Genomic DNA, 16,731 nt, shown 5'->3' on the forward strand with positions numbered 1-16,731 from the left:
TTGCGGGGAAAAGGGCAGAGGCCCCAGCGAGCCATCTGCGTCAGGATCCAGAGGTGTTCCAATCTTTCCGGACAGGTGTTGCGCCCGTTGGCAAACTGGTGAAAACCGGTGAGGGCTTGGGATTCATCGGCAATTCCCCGCTGCAGAATACCCGTCCACCCCGGCTGCAGATCCTCCAGGGCCACGCCCACATACTGGGGCTGAGCCAGCCACTCCAAGATCTCAGAACGGTGCTGCGGCTGATCGCAGTAGTGACAAGCCTCCAGTAGTGCTTTGACCAGAGCCACGTGGGTGCGGGGGTAGCTTTGGGCCCAGTCCTGGCGCACTGTCAGCACTTTTTCAATGTGGCTGGGCAAGATTTCGGGAGTGGTGGTGACGATAAATCCCAACTGTTCCCGCACAGCGCGGGAGTTCCAGGGCTCGCCCACGCAGTAGCCATCGATGTTGCCGGCCTTGAGGTGGGCCACCATCTGCGGCGGCGGGATCACCGTCAACGTAACGTCCCGATCCGGATCCACCCCCCCACCGGCGAGCCAGTGCCGCAACAGGAAGTTTTGCATGGAAGCCGGATGAACCACTCCCAGGGTGTGGACTGTGTCGGGGGTGTGGTTGAGGTATTGGCGAAAATCCGCCAGGCTTTGAACGCCTCGCTCCAAAAGTCTGCGCCCAAAGGTAATGGCGTTGCCGCCGCGGGAGAGGGTTAGCGCGGTAATCAAAGGCACCGGAACTCCCCCTACTCCCAAGGTGGAAGCCAACGGGATCCCGGCCACCACCATAGCCGCGTCCAGCCGACCGGAGCGGATCCCTTCCCAGATGGTCTTCCAGCCTGGCTCCCGCACCAGGGTGACCTGCTCCAGGCCATGCTTTTGAAACAGGCCTTTTTCCTGCGCCACCACCAGCGGGGCGCAGTCGTTGAGGGGCACAAAGCCAACCTCCAAATTGACCTTCTCCAGGCCGTGTTTGGCAATGGCCACGCGAACAGGCGTTTTTTGGCGAGCCCGCTTTTGCTGGTTGAGAAAGTAGATCATCTCTCCCCGCAGGCTGTAGTAGTCGGGGTGACGCACCACTTCCAAACGATGGCGGGGTCGAGGAAAAGGGATCCGCAAAATCTGGCCAATGCGGGCCTCCGGGCCATTGGTCATCATTACCACCCGATCCGAAAGCAGCAGCGCCTCATCCACATCGTGGGTAACCATGACACAGGTGAGCTGCTCCGCCTGGGCAATCTCCATCAGTTGCTCCTGCAGGTTGCCGCGCGTCAAGGCATCCAGAGCGCCAAAGGGCTCATCCAACAGCAGCACCCGCGGACGGATGGCCAAAGCCCGGGCAATGGCTACCCGCTGTTTCATCCCTCCTGACAGATGGGCCGGTCGCTTGTCGGCTGCCCCCTGCAACCCCACACGGCGAATGTGTTCTGCCACAATCCGGTCCCGCTCCGCTTTGGGAAGGGATCCCAGCACCTCGTCCACGGCCAGGGCAACGTTCTCCCGCACGGTCAGCCAGGGCAGCAGGGAATAGTTCTGAAACACCACCATGCGATCCGGGCCGGGATCCGTAACCTGTCGGCCCTCCAGGAGAATGCCCCCTCGGGAAGGCTTTTCCAGGCCAGCAATGATGTTGAGCAGGGTCGATTTGCCACAGCCAGAGTGGCCGATCAACGAGACAAATTCCCCTTTTTGGATCTCCAGGTGGATGTCTTTCAGGACAGGATAGACCTCTCCGTTGTCGAGGAGAAATTCCTTGTCGACATGATCCACTTCAATGTAAGGCTGGGTCTTCATGATTCCCCTGAGATGATTTCTGAGAGCATGGAGAAATTGTCAGCAACCAATCTAAAACTCGGCCAAGCTCATTTAGCGATCCTCAGCCACCACCAGCGAGCCAATCCAAGCCGTGATCCGATCCAGCAGAAGACCCACCATCCCAACATAGATCAAAGCCAGAATGATTTCGCTGATGCGGGAGCTATTCCAGGCATCCCAGATGAAAAATCCAATGCCCACACCGCCAATCAACATCTCCGCCGCCACAATGGCCAGCCAAGACAAGCCCACCCCAATGCGCAAGCCGGTAAAAATGTAGGGTACAGTTGCCGGGAAAACGATTTTGAAAAAGTACTTCCAGCCCGACATGCGCACAATTCTGGCCACATTGCGGTAATCCTGAGGGATCCGCTGTACGCCGGCAACGGTGTTGATCAAAATGGGCCAGAGGGCCGTAATGAAGATTACGAAAATGGCGGAAGGGTTGGCATCTCGAAAGGCAGCCAAAGAAATCGGCAGCCAGGCCAAAGGCGGCACCGTGCGCAGCACCTGAAAAATGGGATCCAAAGCCTCGTACAGCCAGCGATTGACCCCGATGATCATGCCGCCCACAACCCCCACCAAGCCGGCCAGGGCAAACCCAATGAACACCCGCCGCAAGCTGGCCCAAATTTGCCAGAACAGCCCTTTGGCATTGCCGCCATAGTCAAAAAAGGGATCTTTAATGAGGGGATCCCAGGTGTCCTGCCAAACCTGGAGAGGGGTGGGCAAGTTGGCTCCGGGGCGGCTATAGGCAATTTGCCAGAGAACGAGCACTATTAAAATGGCCGTGGTGGGCAAAAGAACGCGGCGCAGCACTTGGTGGATTTGGACTCGCTGCCTCCAAGCAGAAGAAGATGCAGAGCTGGCCGGGGAGTGGAGCCCGGCATTGGACTGAAGAACAAAGCCTGGGCTGGTTTTCAGCAGCCAGTGGCCTAGGCCAACCAGTAGGGGAAGCAGGATCCGAAAGAGGTGGTAGCCCAACTGTAGGGCAGAGTGGAAAATCCTCATGGCTTGCTGGGAGTAAGGTTGAAGTCAACTTAAGAGAATCCCAAGAGAGAAGGGGTTTCAGTTGAACACTCTTTGTGGGGATTCGGGGATCCCTTCTCTCCTGGACAGAGGGTTTGCAGCTAACTTGCTGGGGAAAGTTGGGAAATTAGGCCAGCTTCTTAATCGCCAATTTCTCCAGGTAGGCGGCAGGATTTTCGGGATCGAACTGCACCCCGTCGAAGAAGGTTTCCACTCCTCGAGAGGTGCTGGGGGGAATGGCTGCCCCCTGACCAATGGCTTTGGCAGCTTCTCGCCAGAGTTCTTCCCGATTCACCCGCTCCACCAAGGCTTTGGTATCGGTGTCGGCAGGTAGGTAACCCCAGCGAATGTTTTCGGTCAAAAACCAGAGATCGTGGCTCTTGAAGGGGTAGGAAGCGTAGTTCTGCCAGAACTTCATCAGGTGGGGGCTGTTTTCAACGACCTTGCCGGTGCCGTAGTCAAAAGTGCCCCGAGAACGGCCCAAGATATCGGGCACAGGCACCCCCAGCCAGCGGCGGTCGCCGATGATGCGACACATCTCCTCTTTGTTTTCCATCTGGTCGCACCAGATCTGGGCTTCTAGCACCGCTTTCACCAGGGCAAGGGTGGCTTTCGGGTGCGCATCCACCCAGTCGGCCCGCAGGGCAAAGGCCTTTTCCGGGTGGCCGTTCCACAGCTCGCCGGTGGTGAGGGCACTATACCCCTCTTTTTGGTTCACCAGCTGGGCATTCCAAGGCTCGCCCACACAGAAGGCTTCCATGGTTCTGGATTTCATATTGGCCACCATCTGCGGCGGCGGCACCACAATGATGGAGACGTCGCTAGTGGGATCGATCCCGCCTGCGGCCAGCCAGTAGCGCATCCATAGGTCGTGGGTGCCACCAGGGAAGGTCACCGCACATTTGGGCTCTTTGCCGGCTGCTCGCAACTCGGCAAACTTAGCTTTGAGGGGGGAACTATCCAAGCCAATTTTCAGATCCCGATATTCGTTGGAAATGCTAATGCCCTGACCGTCCAGATTGAGACGGGCCAAGATGTACATAGGCACCGGCTTGCCATCGGTAACTTTGCCGGTGGTGATGAGGTAGGGCATGGGGGTGAGGATGTGTGCCCCATCGATGCCGCCGGCGGCGGATCCCAGCACCAAGTTGTCGCGGGTGGTGCCCCAAGAGGCCTGCTTGACCACCTCTACGTCCTTCATGCCGTACTTGTCAAAGAACCCCTTTTCTTTGGCGATGATCAGGGGGGCCGCGTCGGTTAGAGCGATGAACCCCAGCTTGGCGCTGGTGGTTTCGGGAGTATCGGCCTGCGCCACCCAGTAGCCTTTGCCCAAGGATTGCGATTGGGCGCGCGGGATCCCAGCCGTGGCCGCCCCAGCCGTGAGAGCAGCCACCCCGGCCAAAAATTGCCGACGGGAGACGGGAGAGGAAGTGCTGAACAGCTTAGACATCGAAACCTCCAAGATTTACAACGACGAAGAAAGAAAAACTTTCAGGACGGCAACAGAACCGCTAGCGGGTTACCAAAACAGAAGCCTGGGCGGCGGACGGATGCTGACGCGGCCTGGCCCCGAAGTGCTCCCTGAGCAACTCCACCAAGACCGGCTTGAGGTCTTCGCAAGGGATCCCTTTGCGCACGCATTCGCCCAGCTTGGCGTCTTTGCCCACCTCTCCCCCCATGTAGATGTCCACGGCCTCCACCACCCTGCCGTCCTTGCGAGCAGTGGTGCCCATAAGGCCGATATCGGCTACTTGGGGTTGGCCGCAGGAGTTGGGGCAGCCCGTCCAGTGGATGCGCACCATTTGGGGGATCTCCAGCTCCGCCTCCAGCTCCTCCATCAAGGCCACAGCCCGGTTTTTGGTCTCGATAAGGGCAAAGTTGCAGAACTGGTTGCCCGTACAGGACACCAACCCCCGCTGCAAGGGCCCTGGGTTGGGAGAGAACTTCTTCAAGAGCGGCTCTTTGAGGAGCGGGGCCACTCGGGAGTCGGGCACATTGGGGATGAGCACGTTCTGCTCCACTGTCAGCCGCAGCTCCCCGGAGCCGTACACCTCCGCCAAGCGGGCCAGCTCCATCATCTCCAGGGCGTTGAGCCGCCCCACCGGCACATGCAGGCCGACAAAGTTGAGGCCCGGCTGCTTCTGGGCATGCACCCCCAGCAGATCCCGCTTGTGCCAGACCACCTCATCTTTTTCCGCTGCCCTGAGCAGAGGGTGGCCTATCTGGCGCTCCACAGCCGCCCGGAACTTCTCTAGGCCCCACTCGTCAATGAGCCACATCAGCCGTGCCTTTTGCCGGTTGGCCCGCAGGCCGTGATCCCGGTAGACCAGCAGCACCGCCTCACACAGGGGAACTACATCCCGGGGATCCACCCAGACATCTAGGCCAATTGCCTCGGCGCAGCGGCGAGCAGAGAAAAAGCCGCCCACCAGGACGTTGAAGCCCAGGCGGCCATTTTTGAAGGCGGGCACAAAGGCCAGGTCGTTGATCTCCGCATGCACGGAGTTGTCGCGACAACCGCAGATGGCGATGTTGAACTTGCGCGGCAGGTTGCTGAAGGAAGGGTTGCCCTCGCCGTTGTTGGTGATCATGTCCTGCACCTTGCGGGTGAGACCGCGCACATCGATCAGCTCATCCGGGTCAATACCGGCCAGAGGGGATCCCGTGATGTTGCGCACGTTGTCCATGCCCGACTGGATGCTGGTCAGGCCTACCTCTTTCAGGTAGCCCAGGATCTGGGGCATTTCCTCGATGGGGATGCCCCGCAGTTGCAGGTTCTGCCGGGTGGTGATGTCGGCTACGCCCTGTTCTCCATAGGGGTAGATGATTGCGCCCAACATCCGCATTTGGCCGCTGGTTAGGATCCCATTGGGCAGGCGCAGCCGCAGCATGAACTGACCTGGGGTGCGCTTGCGAAAGAAGATCCCCAGCCACTTGAGGCGGTGATCCCGGTCGTCTTCAGGAATGTTCTCCCAACCCATCCGGGCAAACGCCTCCAGCTCGGCCTTGACCGCCAGCCCATCCTTTTCGCTTTTGAGGCGTTCAAATTGGTTCGCCATGATCGCTGCCGTGGGGTGAACACTAGCTACCCTAGCGATGACGAACCGTTAACTTTGGTATTGGAAGTTACACTCTGTAACAGGTTATGCAGTTTTGTCATTCTCGAATTGCGCTTTATGCATAAAGTCAGGCTTCCAGGAGCATGCCTCTAACCCCCAAAACCCTGAACTTTGCTGAATTTACTGAGCTTTAGGCGGTTTGGCAAAAGTCATTGAGAGGGATATAGTAGACCAAGTTTCCCCCTGATCCTTGAGTCCACCGCAACGGTTGCCGGGAAGTGAAGGGGGAAAGCGCTCGGGGGGTATTCCTCAGGGCTTTGCGGGATACCGCCTTCCTGCTCAGAGATAGGCAGGATGCGATCGCTTCTTTCCTGAACCATGTTCAGGAGAGTTCAGCGTGAATGTATCAGCAGCAGACCCCTCTTTCCCCTTTGGGAAAGGGGCTGGGGGTGAGGAAAAGCTAGTTGAGAGGGTTGAAAGAGTTGAAAGGCTCCATCTGCCAGAGCAGACGGGGCGGGATCCCCAGCCCTTCGGTGAGGGGTGCGGGCCGTTGGGAAGTTTGGGGATCGCAGTCGTAGAGAGCGGTGGTGTAGCGGTAGCTGCGGGGGGGGCCACCGTTGAGGCGAATGCCGCTAATTTCAAAGGTGTAGTTGCGATTGGGCTGGATCGAACCCACGGAGTAGGTCAAAGTTTCCAGGCCAAAGGCGGGATCCCCCACGCGGAGATCTCCAACAGGCACCGGCTCGCCGCTGAGGGCATCGGTGATGCGGACTTGGGCTTGGCTGAGATCAGCCTTGCCGCCACGGCTGGGCACCGAGAAAGACCAGCGGTAGGCAGACAGGGGCTGGCCGGAAAACCCTTCTAGGCGGTAGAGGTAGCCGTCTTTCTCCGGGAAGGCGATGAACTCTGGATCTGGCACCGACTCGTCAAAACCGAAGATCCAGTTGGCGTTGGCCTGGGTCACCCGTCCAGCCCGTGGGTCAAAGACAATGCCGTAGGCCCCCTGGGCGTACTGAGGATACAGGTTCCAGCGGCGATGCCCCACATCCACAAAGTTTTCTCGACCTGGCTCGGCAAAATAGATGTCCACCTGCCGCGCCAACACCCGGCCTGGGTCGGGGCCGTTCAGCTCTAGGATGGGCCCAACCGCCAGGTTGCTGAAGCGGGATCCCGCCTCCCCAGCAGGGGTAAAGCAGCGCCAAGAAGGGGGCGGCTGGTGGCTGAGGGCGCCATTGGCCACCTGCATCAGGGCCGCCTGCTGAGCGGCCTCCAAGAATTCGGGATTGAGCTTCACCGGCGGCAACTCGTGCAACAGCCGCACAAAGTTGAGCCGATCCATCATCTTTTGGGCTGCTGCCGGGGTGAGGCGACCGGGATTGCAGGTGGCAGCCTGAGGCTGCTCGGCATAGATGGGGCCGGCAAAGCTGCGGGTCTGGCGATCCAACTGGCACAAGAAACCGGCGATGGGCAGCTCCCCTGCCGGAGGGGGCCCCACCGCAGTAAGGGATCCCTCCCCACCGCCGCAGGCTGCCAACAGAAAAAGGCAGAGCAGACTCAAAACCATCCCTGCCCAGACTTGCTGCAAACTGGGCAGCCGCTGCCAAGGCATGCAAGATCCTGTGGGCTTACCGACCAGCGGGGGTGGGAGTGGGCGTGAGGCTGGGGGGACTGACGGTGCTGCTGCTACCCTCGTCGCAGGCAGACAACAGTCCCAGGCACAGGAACAGGGCCAGAGCCTCCAAGAGCTGGCGGCTCACCTTGTTGAGTTGGAGTGCGGCCATCGCAACAAACCTCCAAAACGCTGCCAGGTTTGACCCTGTTCTATCACCTGGCCCAACAAGTTGCTGTGCCGAGACTTCTGTCGGCAAGGGCAGAACTCGAACCCCAGTCAAGAAATGCTCACCCAACTCAGCCGGATCCTCTAGGGCTAGAACCTGAGTTCAGCCTCTGCCCCTTCCTATAGCGTAGCTGCGGATCCCCGCACCTCTTTCCGCGCTCAAGCGTAAAGACTACATCGATTTTTTTGCCGAGACTGCAGGGATCCGCCTTCAGGGGACGATCTGAAACTCCAGGTTGTAGGTCTGGAGCAGGTTGATCGTCTCGTGGTCGGTGAGGTTGGTGTCGGCCAGCTCCAGATTATAGAAATCGATGAACTCCTCGTGGTCGAAGTAGGGGCCGGCATGCCAGGTGCCCATCTCCAGTTTGATAAAGCGATCGCCGGGCACCCGAAAAGCCTGAATCTCGTCCACTTGCAGCTCGTCGGCAGGCGGCGCGACGGCGATGAACCACTCCTTGCCGTGCAGGGATCCCAGACACTGGGTGCAGCGGGTGTGGTGGGTTATCTGGCTAAACTTGAGGCCGCGGCGGGGCAGGCGCATCAAGTAGAAGCGGGGCTGGCCCTGATTCAAAACCAACTGGGCATCTTAGCTGTCGAAAGGCTTGTCGTCGGGAGCAGGGTAGATCGCCTGCCCGTAAGGGGCAAAGTTGGTAGTGTCGCGTATTTTGTGGGTTAAGCATGGAGGGCGGAATGGACCGAGAGGAGCTCAAGAGGTTGACCAAGGAGGAGATCAGCCGGCGCATCCGGGAAGGGGTCAAGGCCGTCATTGAGCAGGTGTTGGAAGAAGAGATGACCGAGCACCTGGCTGCGGGTTACCGTGAGCGCACCCCAAGCCGCCGCGGGGAGCGGAACGGCTACTACACCCGGGACCTCATCACGCCGGCGGGCAGGATCGCCCAGCTCCGGGTACCCCGGGACCGGGAGGGGACTTTCCTGACCGAGGTCTTTGAGCGGTACAAGCGGATGACCGGAGAGGTAGAAGAGGCGGTGCTGGAGATGTACCTGAAAGGGGTTTCCACCCGCAAGGTAGCGGCCATCACGGAGGGCCTGTCCCGGGTGCGCATCGGTAAGGACGCGGTCTCCAGGGTAGCTCAGCGCCTGGAGGAGGAGCTCTCCACCTGGCGGGGCCGGCCTTTGGAGCTGGCCTACCCCTACCTCTACCTGGACGCGGCCTACTTCAAGGTGAACTGGGGCGGGCGGGTGGTGGACCTGGCCCTTCTGGTGGCGGTGGGGGTGAACGAAGAAGGCTACCGGGAAGTGCTGACGGTGGAGCCGGCGGGCAGGGAGAGGAAGGAGGCCTGGAGGAACCTCCTGAAGGGCCTGGTGGAGCGGGGGCTTCATGGGGTGAGGCTGGTCATTTCCGACGACCACCCTTCCATCGGTCAAGCGGTGATGGCGGAGCTTCCTGGGGCCAGCTGGCAGCGGTGCGTGGTGCACTTTATACTTTATGCGGAACGTTTTAGCTCATGTGCCGCAGTCGGAGCGGGGTGTGGTGGCCGAGGAGCTCCAGGAGGTGTTTGTGGCGCGGCGGCGGGGCACGGCGGAATCTCTGGCCCAGGAGTTCGTTGAGCGCTACCGGGACCGGTTTAAGCGGGCGGTGGAGGTGTTTGCCCAGGGTTTGGGGGAGGCCCTGACCTACCTGGACTTTCCCGGGGTCCACCAGCGGCACATCAAGAGCACGAATGTGCTGGAGCGGCTTATCCGTGAGGTGAAACGGCGGAGTTTCCCCGGCGAGGGGAGCCTGGTGAATCTGGCCACGGTGGTGATGCTGAGGGCCACGGAGGACTGGGCTTTCCGGCGTTATGGACATGGACCCGCTTTGGGCCGCGGAAGAGAAACCCACAAAAATCGCGACTTGACCTGTGGAGGACTTTTACGACAGCCTCTTACACGATCAAGCGGCCAGGCAGCGCCCTTTAAAGGGCGCTGCTATAGCGCATTACGTCTATGGCTGGAAGCCCCCTTAAGGCTCTTTCCTGACTCCAAATCTTTAGGGCCCTCTGGGTCACCTCCTTGTTCCCAATCCCCCTAAGAAAAGAGTGCCTGAACGCGGTAAGCCCCACTCCTAGAAGCCCGTTTTCCGTTTCCTCAAAGAAGGGGTGACTTTCCCAGTTCCAGAAACCGCACACAAGGTAGGGGTGACCCTCTAGAACCCCTGGGTGGTTTGGACCCAGCTCCTCAGGAAGGAGCTCCAAAGCGTCCATATAAAAGGGAGCCTGGCCGAAAATCGCCGTTCGGGCGCGAATCCACTTAAACTTTCCCACTTCTCCTCTAGCTAATCTCCCTAGGGCATACATTTCCATCCAGCTAAAAGACGCTTCCGTTTCCAAACTCACCTCCATCCTTTGGTCCAAGGCCGAGGCGGGGTGGGGAATGGTGAGGCCGGGGTAGTACTCCAAAAAGCCTTCCACCCGAAAAAGGAGCCTCTGAACCACCGGTCGATCCCCCCGGGCAGGGAGAACCTTGGTCGCCGATTGGTTGAGGAGGATTACCTTAGCCCCCGGAGCAACATGAACCCGGATCTCCACCTGGTCCCCTCCCATAAGGCCAGGGCCAAGGGTCAAAAGCTGCAACACCAGGCCTTCCCCATAGGGAAAGGGCCTTAGCACTTTGAGGGCACCGCGGCTGTAAGCCCTACGCAGGTGGGTCCGGCCGCCGATAGCGATGAACTCCAATTCCAATTGGCTAACCAAAAATTGGCTAACCAAAGCTGGTGGGGACGCCTCAGTCTCCCTCAAAGAGGACCTCCCGTCGGATCCACTCCACCACGCGATCCAGCCCTTCCCCCGTCTTGAGGTTGGTAAACACCCAAGGACGTGAACCCCGTTTGAGCCGCGTATCCCGTTCCATGACCCCAAGGTCGGCCCCAACCAAAGGGGCAAGATCGATCTTATTGATCACCAGGAGATGGCTTTTTTCAATGCCCGGGCCCCCCTTGCGGGGAATCTTGTCTCCCGCAGCCACATCGATCACATAGATCCACACGTCCACCAGTTCTGGGCTAAAGGAAGCAGCGAGATTATCCCCCCCTGATTCCAAAAAAAGGATGTCCAGATCGGAGAAGCGGGCCAGCATGGCTTCCACCGCCTCCTGGTTGGCTGCAGGGTCTTCGCGAATGGCCGTATGAGGGCATCCTCCCGTCCTCACCCCTGCGATCCGCTCGGGGGGAAGAGCCCCCGAGCGCACAAGGAATTCGGCGTCCTCATAGGTGTAGACGTCGTTGGTGATCACCGCAAGGTTGTAGCGATCCCGCATGGCTTTGGCCAGCCGATCTATAAGGGCGGTTTTCCCTGAGCCGACAGGCCCGGCCACACCGATTTTTACCGGTTTCACAATCCCCCTCCTTAGCTCTGAAACAGCCTGGTCCATAGGAAGTCCTGTTGATGCGCTCTCAGGTCCCAGGCAGGCGTAGCGGCAAACAACGCCTCATCAGGGTTGCGGAGTACCTCTTGCACCGTTTTGGCCATGGAAGAGTGAAGGGAGCAAAGCATGTGTTGGGCACGCTCAGCTCCCAACGCGAACACCCGGGTTCCGGCCAAAAGCAAAGCTTGTACGGAAGTGTGCAGGAAGGCCAGGGCCAGAGGTTCCCGCTCAAGCCCCAGCATTTTTCCCGCAATACCCCAGGCTACTGCTTGATGCCCTTCCCGTAAGGGTGGCCAAGGCAGGTTGGGATATAGACGGCCTAGAAGCGCCAGAACGCGTCTTCCTACCTGCAGGCTGGCCTCTCTGGCCCCCCGTACCGGCTTCCATGCGGTAAGCAGGGCGTTAAGCCGTTGCAGGGCCTCGAGGTCGGGACTCTTTTCAAAGGCCAGCACCAAGGCGGCTAGGTCCAAACGAAGCTGCCCAAGCCGAAGGTCAGCGAGGATCAGATCGGGTATCCTTCCAGGATCCAATCCAACGGCCGCGTAGGATTCCAAGCCGTAGGAGTGCACAAAGCTTCCTACCGGGAAGGCCGTATCAGCGAGTTGGAAAAGCCTGAGGAGGGCTACTTCCTTCATGGAGCGCTAGTGGCTATGCCCAGGCAGAGGGGTCTTGGCGAAAGAGCGCATTTCCCTAACCACTACCAAACCAAGGTTCCGTAACCGCTCTTCCAAAGCGGCATCGTAGAGGATCGCAATCACCTCCCCTGAAAGGTCTATGGGGCGGTGAAGATTGCCGATGAGGTGGCCCACTTGAGCCGCTTCCTTGAGACTTCTGGGATAAATGACGAGAACCTCCTCCGGAGCTGCTACTACCCGGTAGGCCACACCCTCTACCACACAGAGAATCTGCCCTGGCTGAAGCACAGTTCCTGTAGGCAGGGCCAGGTTCAGGACAAGGCCGCTTGGCGTTTCCAAGCGCCGGCGCACCTGGGTACGCTCCTCCGAGGTCATGGGTAAGTCTACCACTTGCAACCCCTCAGGGATGCCCTCCTCCATCTTTCTAAGATGGGTCACCACGTAGGTCTTGATCATAAGTCTCCTAGAAAAGGAAGTACCTCTGGGCCAAAGGCAGGATCTCGGCAGGCTTGCTGGTTATTTCCTCCCCATCCACCAAAACCCTATAGGTCTCCGGGTCCACCTCTACCTTGGGCAGGGCATCGTTAAGTCGCATGTCCTTCTTAGTGAGCCCCCGGGTTTTCCGTACCGGAAGCAGAGTACGGTTTAGCCCGGCCGGAAGCCCCCCCCTCTCCAGGGCGGCTTGGGAGACAAAGGTAAACGAGACTCGCGTCAGCGCTTTGCCAAAAGCAGCAAACATGGGGCGATAACGGACGGGCTCAGGGGTGGGAATGGAGGCGTTGGGATCTCCCATAGGCGCAGCAACGATAAAGCCAGCTTTGAGAACTAGATCGGGCTTGACGCCGAAGAAAGCCGGATGCCACAGGACCAAGTCCGCGTACTTTCCGGGCTCTATGGACCCCACATACTCAGCGATCCCGTGGGCGATGGCCGGGTTGATGGTGTATTTAGCCAGGTATCGCCGGATGCGGAAGTTGTCGTTCCTCGTGCTGTCTTGCGGTAGTGGACCCCGCTCCTCCTTCATTTTATGGGCTGTCTGCCATGTCCTTAGGATCACCTCCCCCACGCGTCCCATGGCCTGGGAATCGCTGGTCATCATGCTAATGGCTCCGAGATCATGGAGAACATCCTCCGCTGCCATCGTCTCGGGTCGGATGCGGGACTCCGCAAAGGCCACGTCTTCGGGGATATTGGGGCTTAGATGGTGGCACACCATTAGCATGTCCAGGTGCTCGTCAAGGGTGTTCACCGTGTAAGGCATGGTGGGATTGGTGCTAGAGGGGAGCACGTTGGGGTACCCCACTACCCTGAGAATGTCCGGGGCATGGCCTCCCCCGGCCCCCTCCGAGTGAAAGGTGTGGATGGTTCGCCCCTTGAAGGCCGCCAGCGTATCCTCTACAAAACCGCTCTCGTTCAAAGTATCCGTGTGAATGGCCACCTGGACATCGTAGGCCTCGGCCACGGTCAGAGCGGTGTCGATAACGGCGGGGGTAGCCCCCCAATCCTCGTGAATCTTGAGCCCGATAGCACCGGCCAGGATCTGTTCCTCCAGCGCCTGGGGCGAGGAGGCGTTCCCTTTCCCCAGCAAACCGAAGTTAAGGGGTAGCCCCTCGAGGGCCTCCAACATCCGGTGGATATACCAAGGGCCCGGGGTACAGGTGGTGGCCTTGGTTCCTTCGGACGGTCCGGTACCTCCCCCGGTCATGGTGGTTATGCCACTAAAGAGGGCCTCCCAAGCTTGCTGGGGAGAGATGAAGTGGATATGGACATCAATACCTCCGGGGGTGAGGATCCGACCTTGGCCAGAGATGACCTCTGTTCCTGGACCGATTTCCAAGCCCGGCGTAACGCCGTCCATGATGTCCGGATTGCCCGCCTTACCCAAGGCCACAATGCGCCCATCCCGGACACCCACATCTGCCTTGACAACACCCCACCAGTCCAGGACCACCGCATTGGTAATCACCAGATCGGGGGCTCCCTCCGACCGGCTCCTCTGAGACTGGGCCATGCCGTCCCGGACAGTCTTTCCTCCGCCGAAGACCGCCTCCTCTCCTGGGGGCAGGGTCCAATCCTCTTCCACCTCCAGGATCAGATTGGTATCGGCCAGGCGGATCCGATCCCCTACTGTGGGTCCATAAAGGCGAGCACGGGCTTCCCGGGAAAGCCTCATAGGAACCCCCTTTCCCGAGCTGCACGGAGCGCCTCCGCCCGCTTCTCTTCCAAGGAGCCCATGACCAAGGCATTCATACCGTAAACCTTCCTAAGACCCGCTATCTCTACGAGTTCCACCACCTTGGTCTCCCCAGGCTCGAATCGCACAGCCGTTCCAGCGGGGATGTTGAGGCGGAACCCATAGGCCTTTTCTCGATCAAAGCGAAGGGCGCGGTTGACCTCAAAGAAATGGGCGTGGGAGCCCACCTGAACAGGACGGTCCCCAGTATTGGCCACCTCGAGGCGGACCGTGCGGCGGCCGGGGTTGAGTTCCACTTCCCCTGACTCGGTGAAGATTTCTCCGGGAATCACGATTCACCTCGCACCAAGATCTCCCAAAAAAGCCTCCCTGAGGCCAGCAAGGCAAAAAGGGCCGCGGCCGCTGTCCCGTACCATTGCAGGCGACGTGCCCGCGAAGCCGCCCAAAGAAAGGAGAGGCCCACTGCGAGGCTCATGAGAAACATACCCCAAAAAGCGCCCACGCCGTAGACAACCACGTACCCAAGGGCTTGTAGCTTGTAGAGGGTAGGTGAGCTGGCTGGAGGCCAAGAGCACCAAAGCAGCGGATCCGGACAAGCCGTGGAGAACACCCCAGAGGAAGGGGTTGCGCAGAGGGGAGCGGCTCCGGTAGCTCGGACCCATGGTGCGCCGAACTCGGAGACCTAGGAGGGTGCTAAGCCCCAGCCAAGCCAAGGCAAGCGCCACTACCAGCTCGGTGAGGAAGCCAAAGGCAGCAGGAAGCCGGAGGCCCAAGGCCAAGGCCACCCCCGCCACTGCCGCCAGGGTAAAGAGGTGCCCCAAACCCCACAGGGCACCCGCCAGGGCTGCCTTGAGGGGGCGGCCTGAGGTTAAAGCGAGGTTGCTTACCGCAGCTAAATGGTCGGGCTCCAGGGCGTGGCGCAACCCCAGTAGAAACCCTACAAACCAAAACGTCAGACTGGGGGCGCTCACGGGTTCACCTCCTCCCCTTGGGCAGATGGCCCTGCTCAGCTAGGGTGGGCCAAGAGGTCCTCTACCTTCACCCCGTACTTTTTAAACAAGCCCTGCTCCCTAGCCCAGAACCAGACGAACCAGACGGGCCAGGGGGGAAGGGCCAAACGCAGTGGCTTCCCATTTTGCGCCCGGGACGAAACGCTCCCCCACGCTCCTAGGACCAAAGGTGCAAGCAGAAAGATCCGCATTTTTACCCCCTAGCGAATAGGCTTGTGGATCGTTACCAACTTGGTCCCGTCGGGAAAGGTGCCTTCTACTTGAATCTCTTCTATCATATCTGCCACTCCGTCCATTACGTCCTCCCGTTTCAATACCTGGGCTCCCAAGTCCATTAGCTCAGCCACGCTTTTACCCTCGCGAATACCCTCCAGTACCTCCGCCGTGATCAAGGCCACCGCCTCGGGGTGGTTCAACTTGAGTCCCCGAGCAAGGCGGCGTCGGGCGACTTCGGCCGCCAGGAAAATCAGGAGCTTATCGATCTCGCGTTCGGTCAACCGCATGGCCTCTCCTACAAGCTGATCAGCCGACCCACCGTCTCCGGACTGGCCTCCGAGGTCCGACCCTCCAGGATCACACGTCCCCGGTCCATTACGTAAAATCTTTGGGCGAAGTTCCAGGCGAACTCTAGTTTCTGCTCTACCAAGAGGATACCTATGCGGAGCTCCTGGAGAATGCGTACGAGGGCCGCCTGGATGGTAGCTACCACCGAGGGTTGAATCCCTTCCGTAGGTTCATCTAGAAGCAAGTAAAGAGGTTTAGCGACCAGAGCTCGGGCGATGGCCAGCTGCTGTTGCTGGCCACCGGAAAGGCTTCCCCCTTTGCGGTCCCGCAGTTCCCAAAGGATCGGGAACAGATCAAATACAGCGGGCGGCACTTCCTGGGCAAGGGAGTGGACTCTCCCCGCCAAGGCGGCAAGGCCCGCCCTAAGGTTTTCCTCTACGGTCAGGTAGGGGAAGATACCCCGTCCCTGGGGAACGTAGGCCAGGCCCTGTCTGGCCCGTACAAAGGCGGGGGTGTGGGTGATCTCGCGGCCAAAGAGGAGAATGCGACCTTCCGTAACAGGGTTCAGTCCCATCAGAGCCCGGAGGAGCGTGGTTTTGCCTACCCCGTTCCGCCCCAGGATCGCCACCGCCTCCCCTGGTTCCACCCGCAGGTCTATCCCCCAAAGTACCTGGCTCCCCCCGTAACCGGTGGCGAGGGCATCTGCCTCAAGCATGGGCCCCCCCAAGGTAAACCGCCACCACCTCGGGTTGGTTCCGCACCTCTTCATAGCTTCCTTCTGTAGCCAGCAAGGTGGCGTTTTTGACGGTTACCTCGCTAATGGCCATAGTGCCGGTAAGGGAGTGGAGTACGCTCACCTTGACCTCGCCTTGGGCAAGGCCTTGGGCGAGGCTCAGACCCACCAAGCTAACCACCCCCAGTACCCCTAGCAGTACCCCTAGTAACCTCCAGCCTTTTCCCATGTGTTCCTCCTTCCGAGTCGGACTTCAGGTCCGACCCTAGTGGAAAGCATGTGGAAAACATAAAGTTGCATTAGCCAAGCTGACAGTATGCAACGATACAGTTAGCCAATACTTCGCTGACAGTATGCTATGTGTAAGCGTTTGTGTACGGGTTTAAGCGGGCGGTGGAGGTGTTTGTCCAGGGTCTGGGGGAGGCCCTGACCTACCTGGGCTTTCCCGGGGTCCACCAGCGGCACATCAAGAGCACCAATGTGCTGGAGCGGCTTATCCGTGAGGTGAAGCGGCGGAGTTTCCCCGGCGAGGGGAGCCTGGTGAATCTGGCCACGGTGGTGATGC

Annotated in this window: 20 protein-coding genes; 3 read left to right on the plus strand and 17 right to left on the minus strand. The window is 59.7% G+C overall.

The features are described from left to right. The 7 genes from NW846_RS10950 to NW846_RS10980 all read right to left on the minus strand — a co-directional run. Positions 1–1,781, minus strand: a 1,781-nt coding sequence (locus NW846_RS10950) for a nitrate ABC transporter ATP-binding protein (protein ID WP_414515984.1), incomplete at its 3' end; no start/stop codon positions are given. A gap of 72 nt (positions 1,782–1,853) precedes the next feature. After that, positions 1,854–2,813: a nitrate ABC transporter permease gene (gene ntrB, locus NW846_RS10955; RefSeq protein ID WP_414402947.1), complete on the minus strand. Its 960-nt coding sequence runs from the start codon at positions 2,811–2,813 to the stop codon at positions 1,854–1,856. A 145-nt stretch (positions 2,814–2,958) separates the two neighbouring features. Continuing rightward, positions 2,959–4,281, minus strand: a complete 1,323-nt coding sequence (locus tag NW846_RS10960) for a CmpA/NrtA family ABC transporter substrate-binding protein (RefSeq protein ID WP_414515986.1) — start codon at positions 4,279–4,281, stop codon at positions 2,959–2,961. Positions 4,282–4,342: 61 nt separating this feature from the next. Further along, complete coding sequence (locus NW846_RS10965; RefSeq protein WP_414515988.1) at positions 4,343–5,890, minus strand: ferredoxin--nitrite reductase; 1,548 nt, start codon at positions 5,888–5,890, stop codon at positions 4,343–4,345. A gap of 460 nt (positions 5,891–6,350) precedes the next feature. Then, positions 6,351–7,499 (minus strand): CAP domain-containing protein, encoded by a 1,149-nt coding sequence (locus NW846_RS10970; RefSeq protein WP_414515990.1) that lies wholly within the window; start codon positions 7,497–7,499, stop codon positions 6,351–6,353. Positions 7,500–7,515: 16 nt separating this feature from the next. After that, positions 7,516–7,671 (minus strand): hypothetical protein, encoded by a 156-nt coding sequence (locus NW846_RS10975; protein ID WP_414348678.1) that lies wholly within the window; start codon positions 7,669–7,671, stop codon positions 7,516–7,518. Between the two features lie 267 nt (positions 7,672–7,938). Beyond that, complete coding sequence (locus NW846_RS10980; RefSeq protein ID WP_414348675.1) at positions 7,939–8,304, minus strand: ureidoglycolate lyase; 366 nt, start codon at positions 8,302–8,304, stop codon at positions 7,939–7,941. A gap of 113 nt (positions 8,305–8,417) precedes the next feature. Between NW846_RS10980 and NW846_RS10985 the strand changes: the two genes are divergently transcribed. Together NW846_RS10985 and NW846_RS10990 are read left to right on the plus strand one after the other, a co-directional pair. Next, entirely contained in the window at positions 8,418–9,296 is an 879-nt protein-coding gene (locus NW846_RS10985; protein ID WP_414515993.1) for an IS256 family transposase, read from the plus strand. After that, positions 9,220–9,759 carry a transposase gene (locus tag NW846_RS10990; protein ID WP_414515994.1) on the plus strand — a complete coding sequence of 180 codons (540 nt, stop codon included), beginning with the start codon at positions 9,220–9,222 and terminating at the stop codon, positions 9,757–9,759. Before NW846_RS10985 ends, NW846_RS10990 begins: the two co-directional genes overlap by 77 nt. Here NW846_RS10990 and NW846_RS10995 read toward each other — a convergent pair. From NW846_RS10995 to NW846_RS11040, 10 genes are all read right to left on the minus strand, one after another. Further along, positions 9,644–10,408, minus strand: a complete 765-nt coding sequence (locus tag NW846_RS10995) for an urease accessory protein UreD (RefSeq protein WP_414515996.1) — start codon at positions 10,406–10,408, stop codon at positions 9,644–9,646. The genes NW846_RS10990 and NW846_RS10995 overlap by 116 nt on opposite strands. A 43-nt stretch (positions 10,409–10,451) precedes the next feature. Continuing rightward, positions 10,452–11,096 (minus strand): urease accessory protein UreG, encoded by a 645-nt coding sequence (ureG, locus tag NW846_RS11000; protein ID WP_414347579.1) that lies wholly within the window; start codon positions 11,094–11,096, stop codon positions 10,452–10,454. Beyond that, positions 11,072–11,725 carry an urease accessory protein UreF gene (locus tag NW846_RS11005; protein ID WP_414347582.1) on the minus strand — a complete coding sequence of 218 codons (654 nt, stop codon included), beginning with the start codon at positions 11,723–11,725 and terminating at the stop codon, positions 11,072–11,074. The genes ureG and NW846_RS11005 overlap by 25 nt, the downstream gene beginning before the upstream one ends. 6 nt (positions 11,726–11,731) lie before the next feature. Continuing rightward, positions 11,732–12,181: an urease accessory protein UreE gene (gene ureE / locus NW846_RS11010; RefSeq protein ID WP_011429504.1), complete on the minus strand. Its 450-nt coding sequence runs from the start codon at positions 12,179–12,181 to the stop codon at positions 11,732–11,734. A gap of 7 nt (positions 12,182–12,188) precedes the next feature. Beyond that, entirely contained in the window at positions 12,189–13,898 is a 1,710-nt protein-coding gene (locus NW846_RS11015) for an urease subunit alpha (RefSeq protein ID WP_414347585.1), read from the minus strand. Next, the gene (locus NW846_RS11020; RefSeq protein WP_414347588.1) at positions 13,895–14,251 is read right to left on the minus strand and encodes an urease subunit beta; all 357 of its coding nucleotides are present in this window, start codon (positions 14,249–14,251) and stop codon (positions 13,895–13,897) included. The genes NW846_RS11015 and NW846_RS11020 overlap by 4 nt, the downstream gene beginning before the upstream one ends. 3 nt (positions 14,252–14,254) lie before the next feature. Continuing rightward, positions 14,255–14,890, minus strand: a complete 636-nt coding sequence (locus NW846_RS11025; RefSeq protein WP_414347591.1) for a hypothetical protein — start codon at positions 14,888–14,890, stop codon at positions 14,255–14,257. A gap of 239 nt (positions 14,891–15,129) precedes the next feature. Continuing rightward, positions 15,130–15,432, minus strand: coding sequence for an urease subunit gamma (locus NW846_RS11030; protein ID WP_414347593.1), 303 nt, complete (start codon positions 15,430–15,432; stop codon positions 15,130–15,132). Positions 15,433–15,440: 8 nt separating this feature from the next. Beyond that, positions 15,441–16,148: an urea ABC transporter ATP-binding subunit UrtE gene (gene urtE / locus NW846_RS11035; RefSeq protein WP_414347595.1), complete on the minus strand. Its 708-nt coding sequence runs from the start codon at positions 16,146–16,148 to the stop codon at positions 15,441–15,443. Beyond that, positions 16,141–16,395: a hypothetical protein gene (locus NW846_RS11040; RefSeq protein ID WP_414347597.1), complete on the minus strand. Its 255-nt coding sequence runs from the start codon at positions 16,393–16,395 to the stop codon at positions 16,141–16,143. Before NW846_RS11040 ends, urtE begins: the two co-directional genes overlap by 8 nt. 143 nt (positions 16,396–16,538) lie before the next feature. Here NW846_RS11040 and NW846_RS11045 point away from each other — a divergent pair. Continuing rightward, the coding region (locus tag NW846_RS11045) for a transposase (protein ID WP_414516001.1) at positions 16,539–16,731 on the plus strand (193 nt) is incomplete at its 3' end.

Origin of the sequence: Synechococcus sp. W60.3 (assembly GCF_047502615.1) — a bacterium.
GTDB lineage: Bacteria > Cyanobacteriota > Cyanobacteriia > Thermostichales > Thermostichaceae > Thermostichus.

Bases quoted from the DNA above. Each gene is read 5' to 3' on its own strand.
- ntrB (WP_414402947.1), bottom strand. From the start codon at position 2,813: ATGAGGATTTTCCACTCTGCCCTACAGTTGGGCTACCACCTCTTTCGG.
- NW846_RS10960 (WP_414515986.1), bottom strand. From the start codon at position 4,281: ATGTCTAAGCTGTTCAGCACTTCCTCTCCCGTCTCCCGTCGGCAATTT.
- NW846_RS10965 (WP_414515988.1), bottom strand. From the start codon at position 5,890: ATGGCGAACCAATTTGAACGCCTCAAAAGCGAAAAGGATGGGCTGGCG.
- NW846_RS10970 (WP_414515990.1), bottom strand. From the start codon at position 7,499: ATGCCTTGGCAGCGGCTGCCCAGTTTGCAGCAAGTCTGGGCAGGGATG.
- NW846_RS10975 (WP_414348678.1), bottom strand. From the start codon at position 7,671: ATGGCCGCACTCCAACTCAACAAGGTGAGCCGCCAGCTCTTGGAGGCT.
- NW846_RS10985 (WP_414515993.1), top strand. From the start codon at position 8,418: ATGGACCGAGAGGAGCTCAAGAGGTTGACCAAGGAGGAGATCAGCCGG.
- ureG (WP_414347579.1), bottom strand. From the start codon at position 11,096: ATGGACCAGGCTGTTTCAGAGCTAAGGAGGGGGATTGTGAAACCGGTA.
- NW846_RS11005 (WP_414347582.1), bottom strand. From the start codon at position 11,725: ATGAAGGAAGTAGCCCTCCTCAGGCTTTTCCAACTCGCTGATACGGCC.
- ureE (WP_011429504.1), bottom strand. From the start codon at position 12,181: ATGATCAAGACCTACGTGGTGACCCATCTTAGAAAGATGGAGGAGGGC.
- NW846_RS11015 (WP_414347585.1), bottom strand. From the start codon at position 13,898: ATGAGGCTTTCCCGGGAAGCCCGTGCTCGCCTTTATGGACCCACAGTA.
- NW846_RS11030 (WP_414347593.1), bottom strand. From the start codon at position 15,432: ATGCGGTTGACCGAACGCGAGATCGATAAGCTCCTGATTTTCCTGGCG.
- urtE (WP_414347595.1), bottom strand. From the start codon at position 16,148: ATGCTTGAGGCAGATGCCCTCGCCACCGGTTACGGGGGGAGCCAGGTA.
- NW846_RS11040 (WP_414347597.1), bottom strand. From the start codon at position 16,395: ATGGGAAAAGGCTGGAGGTTACTAGGGGTACTGCTAGGGGTACTGGGG.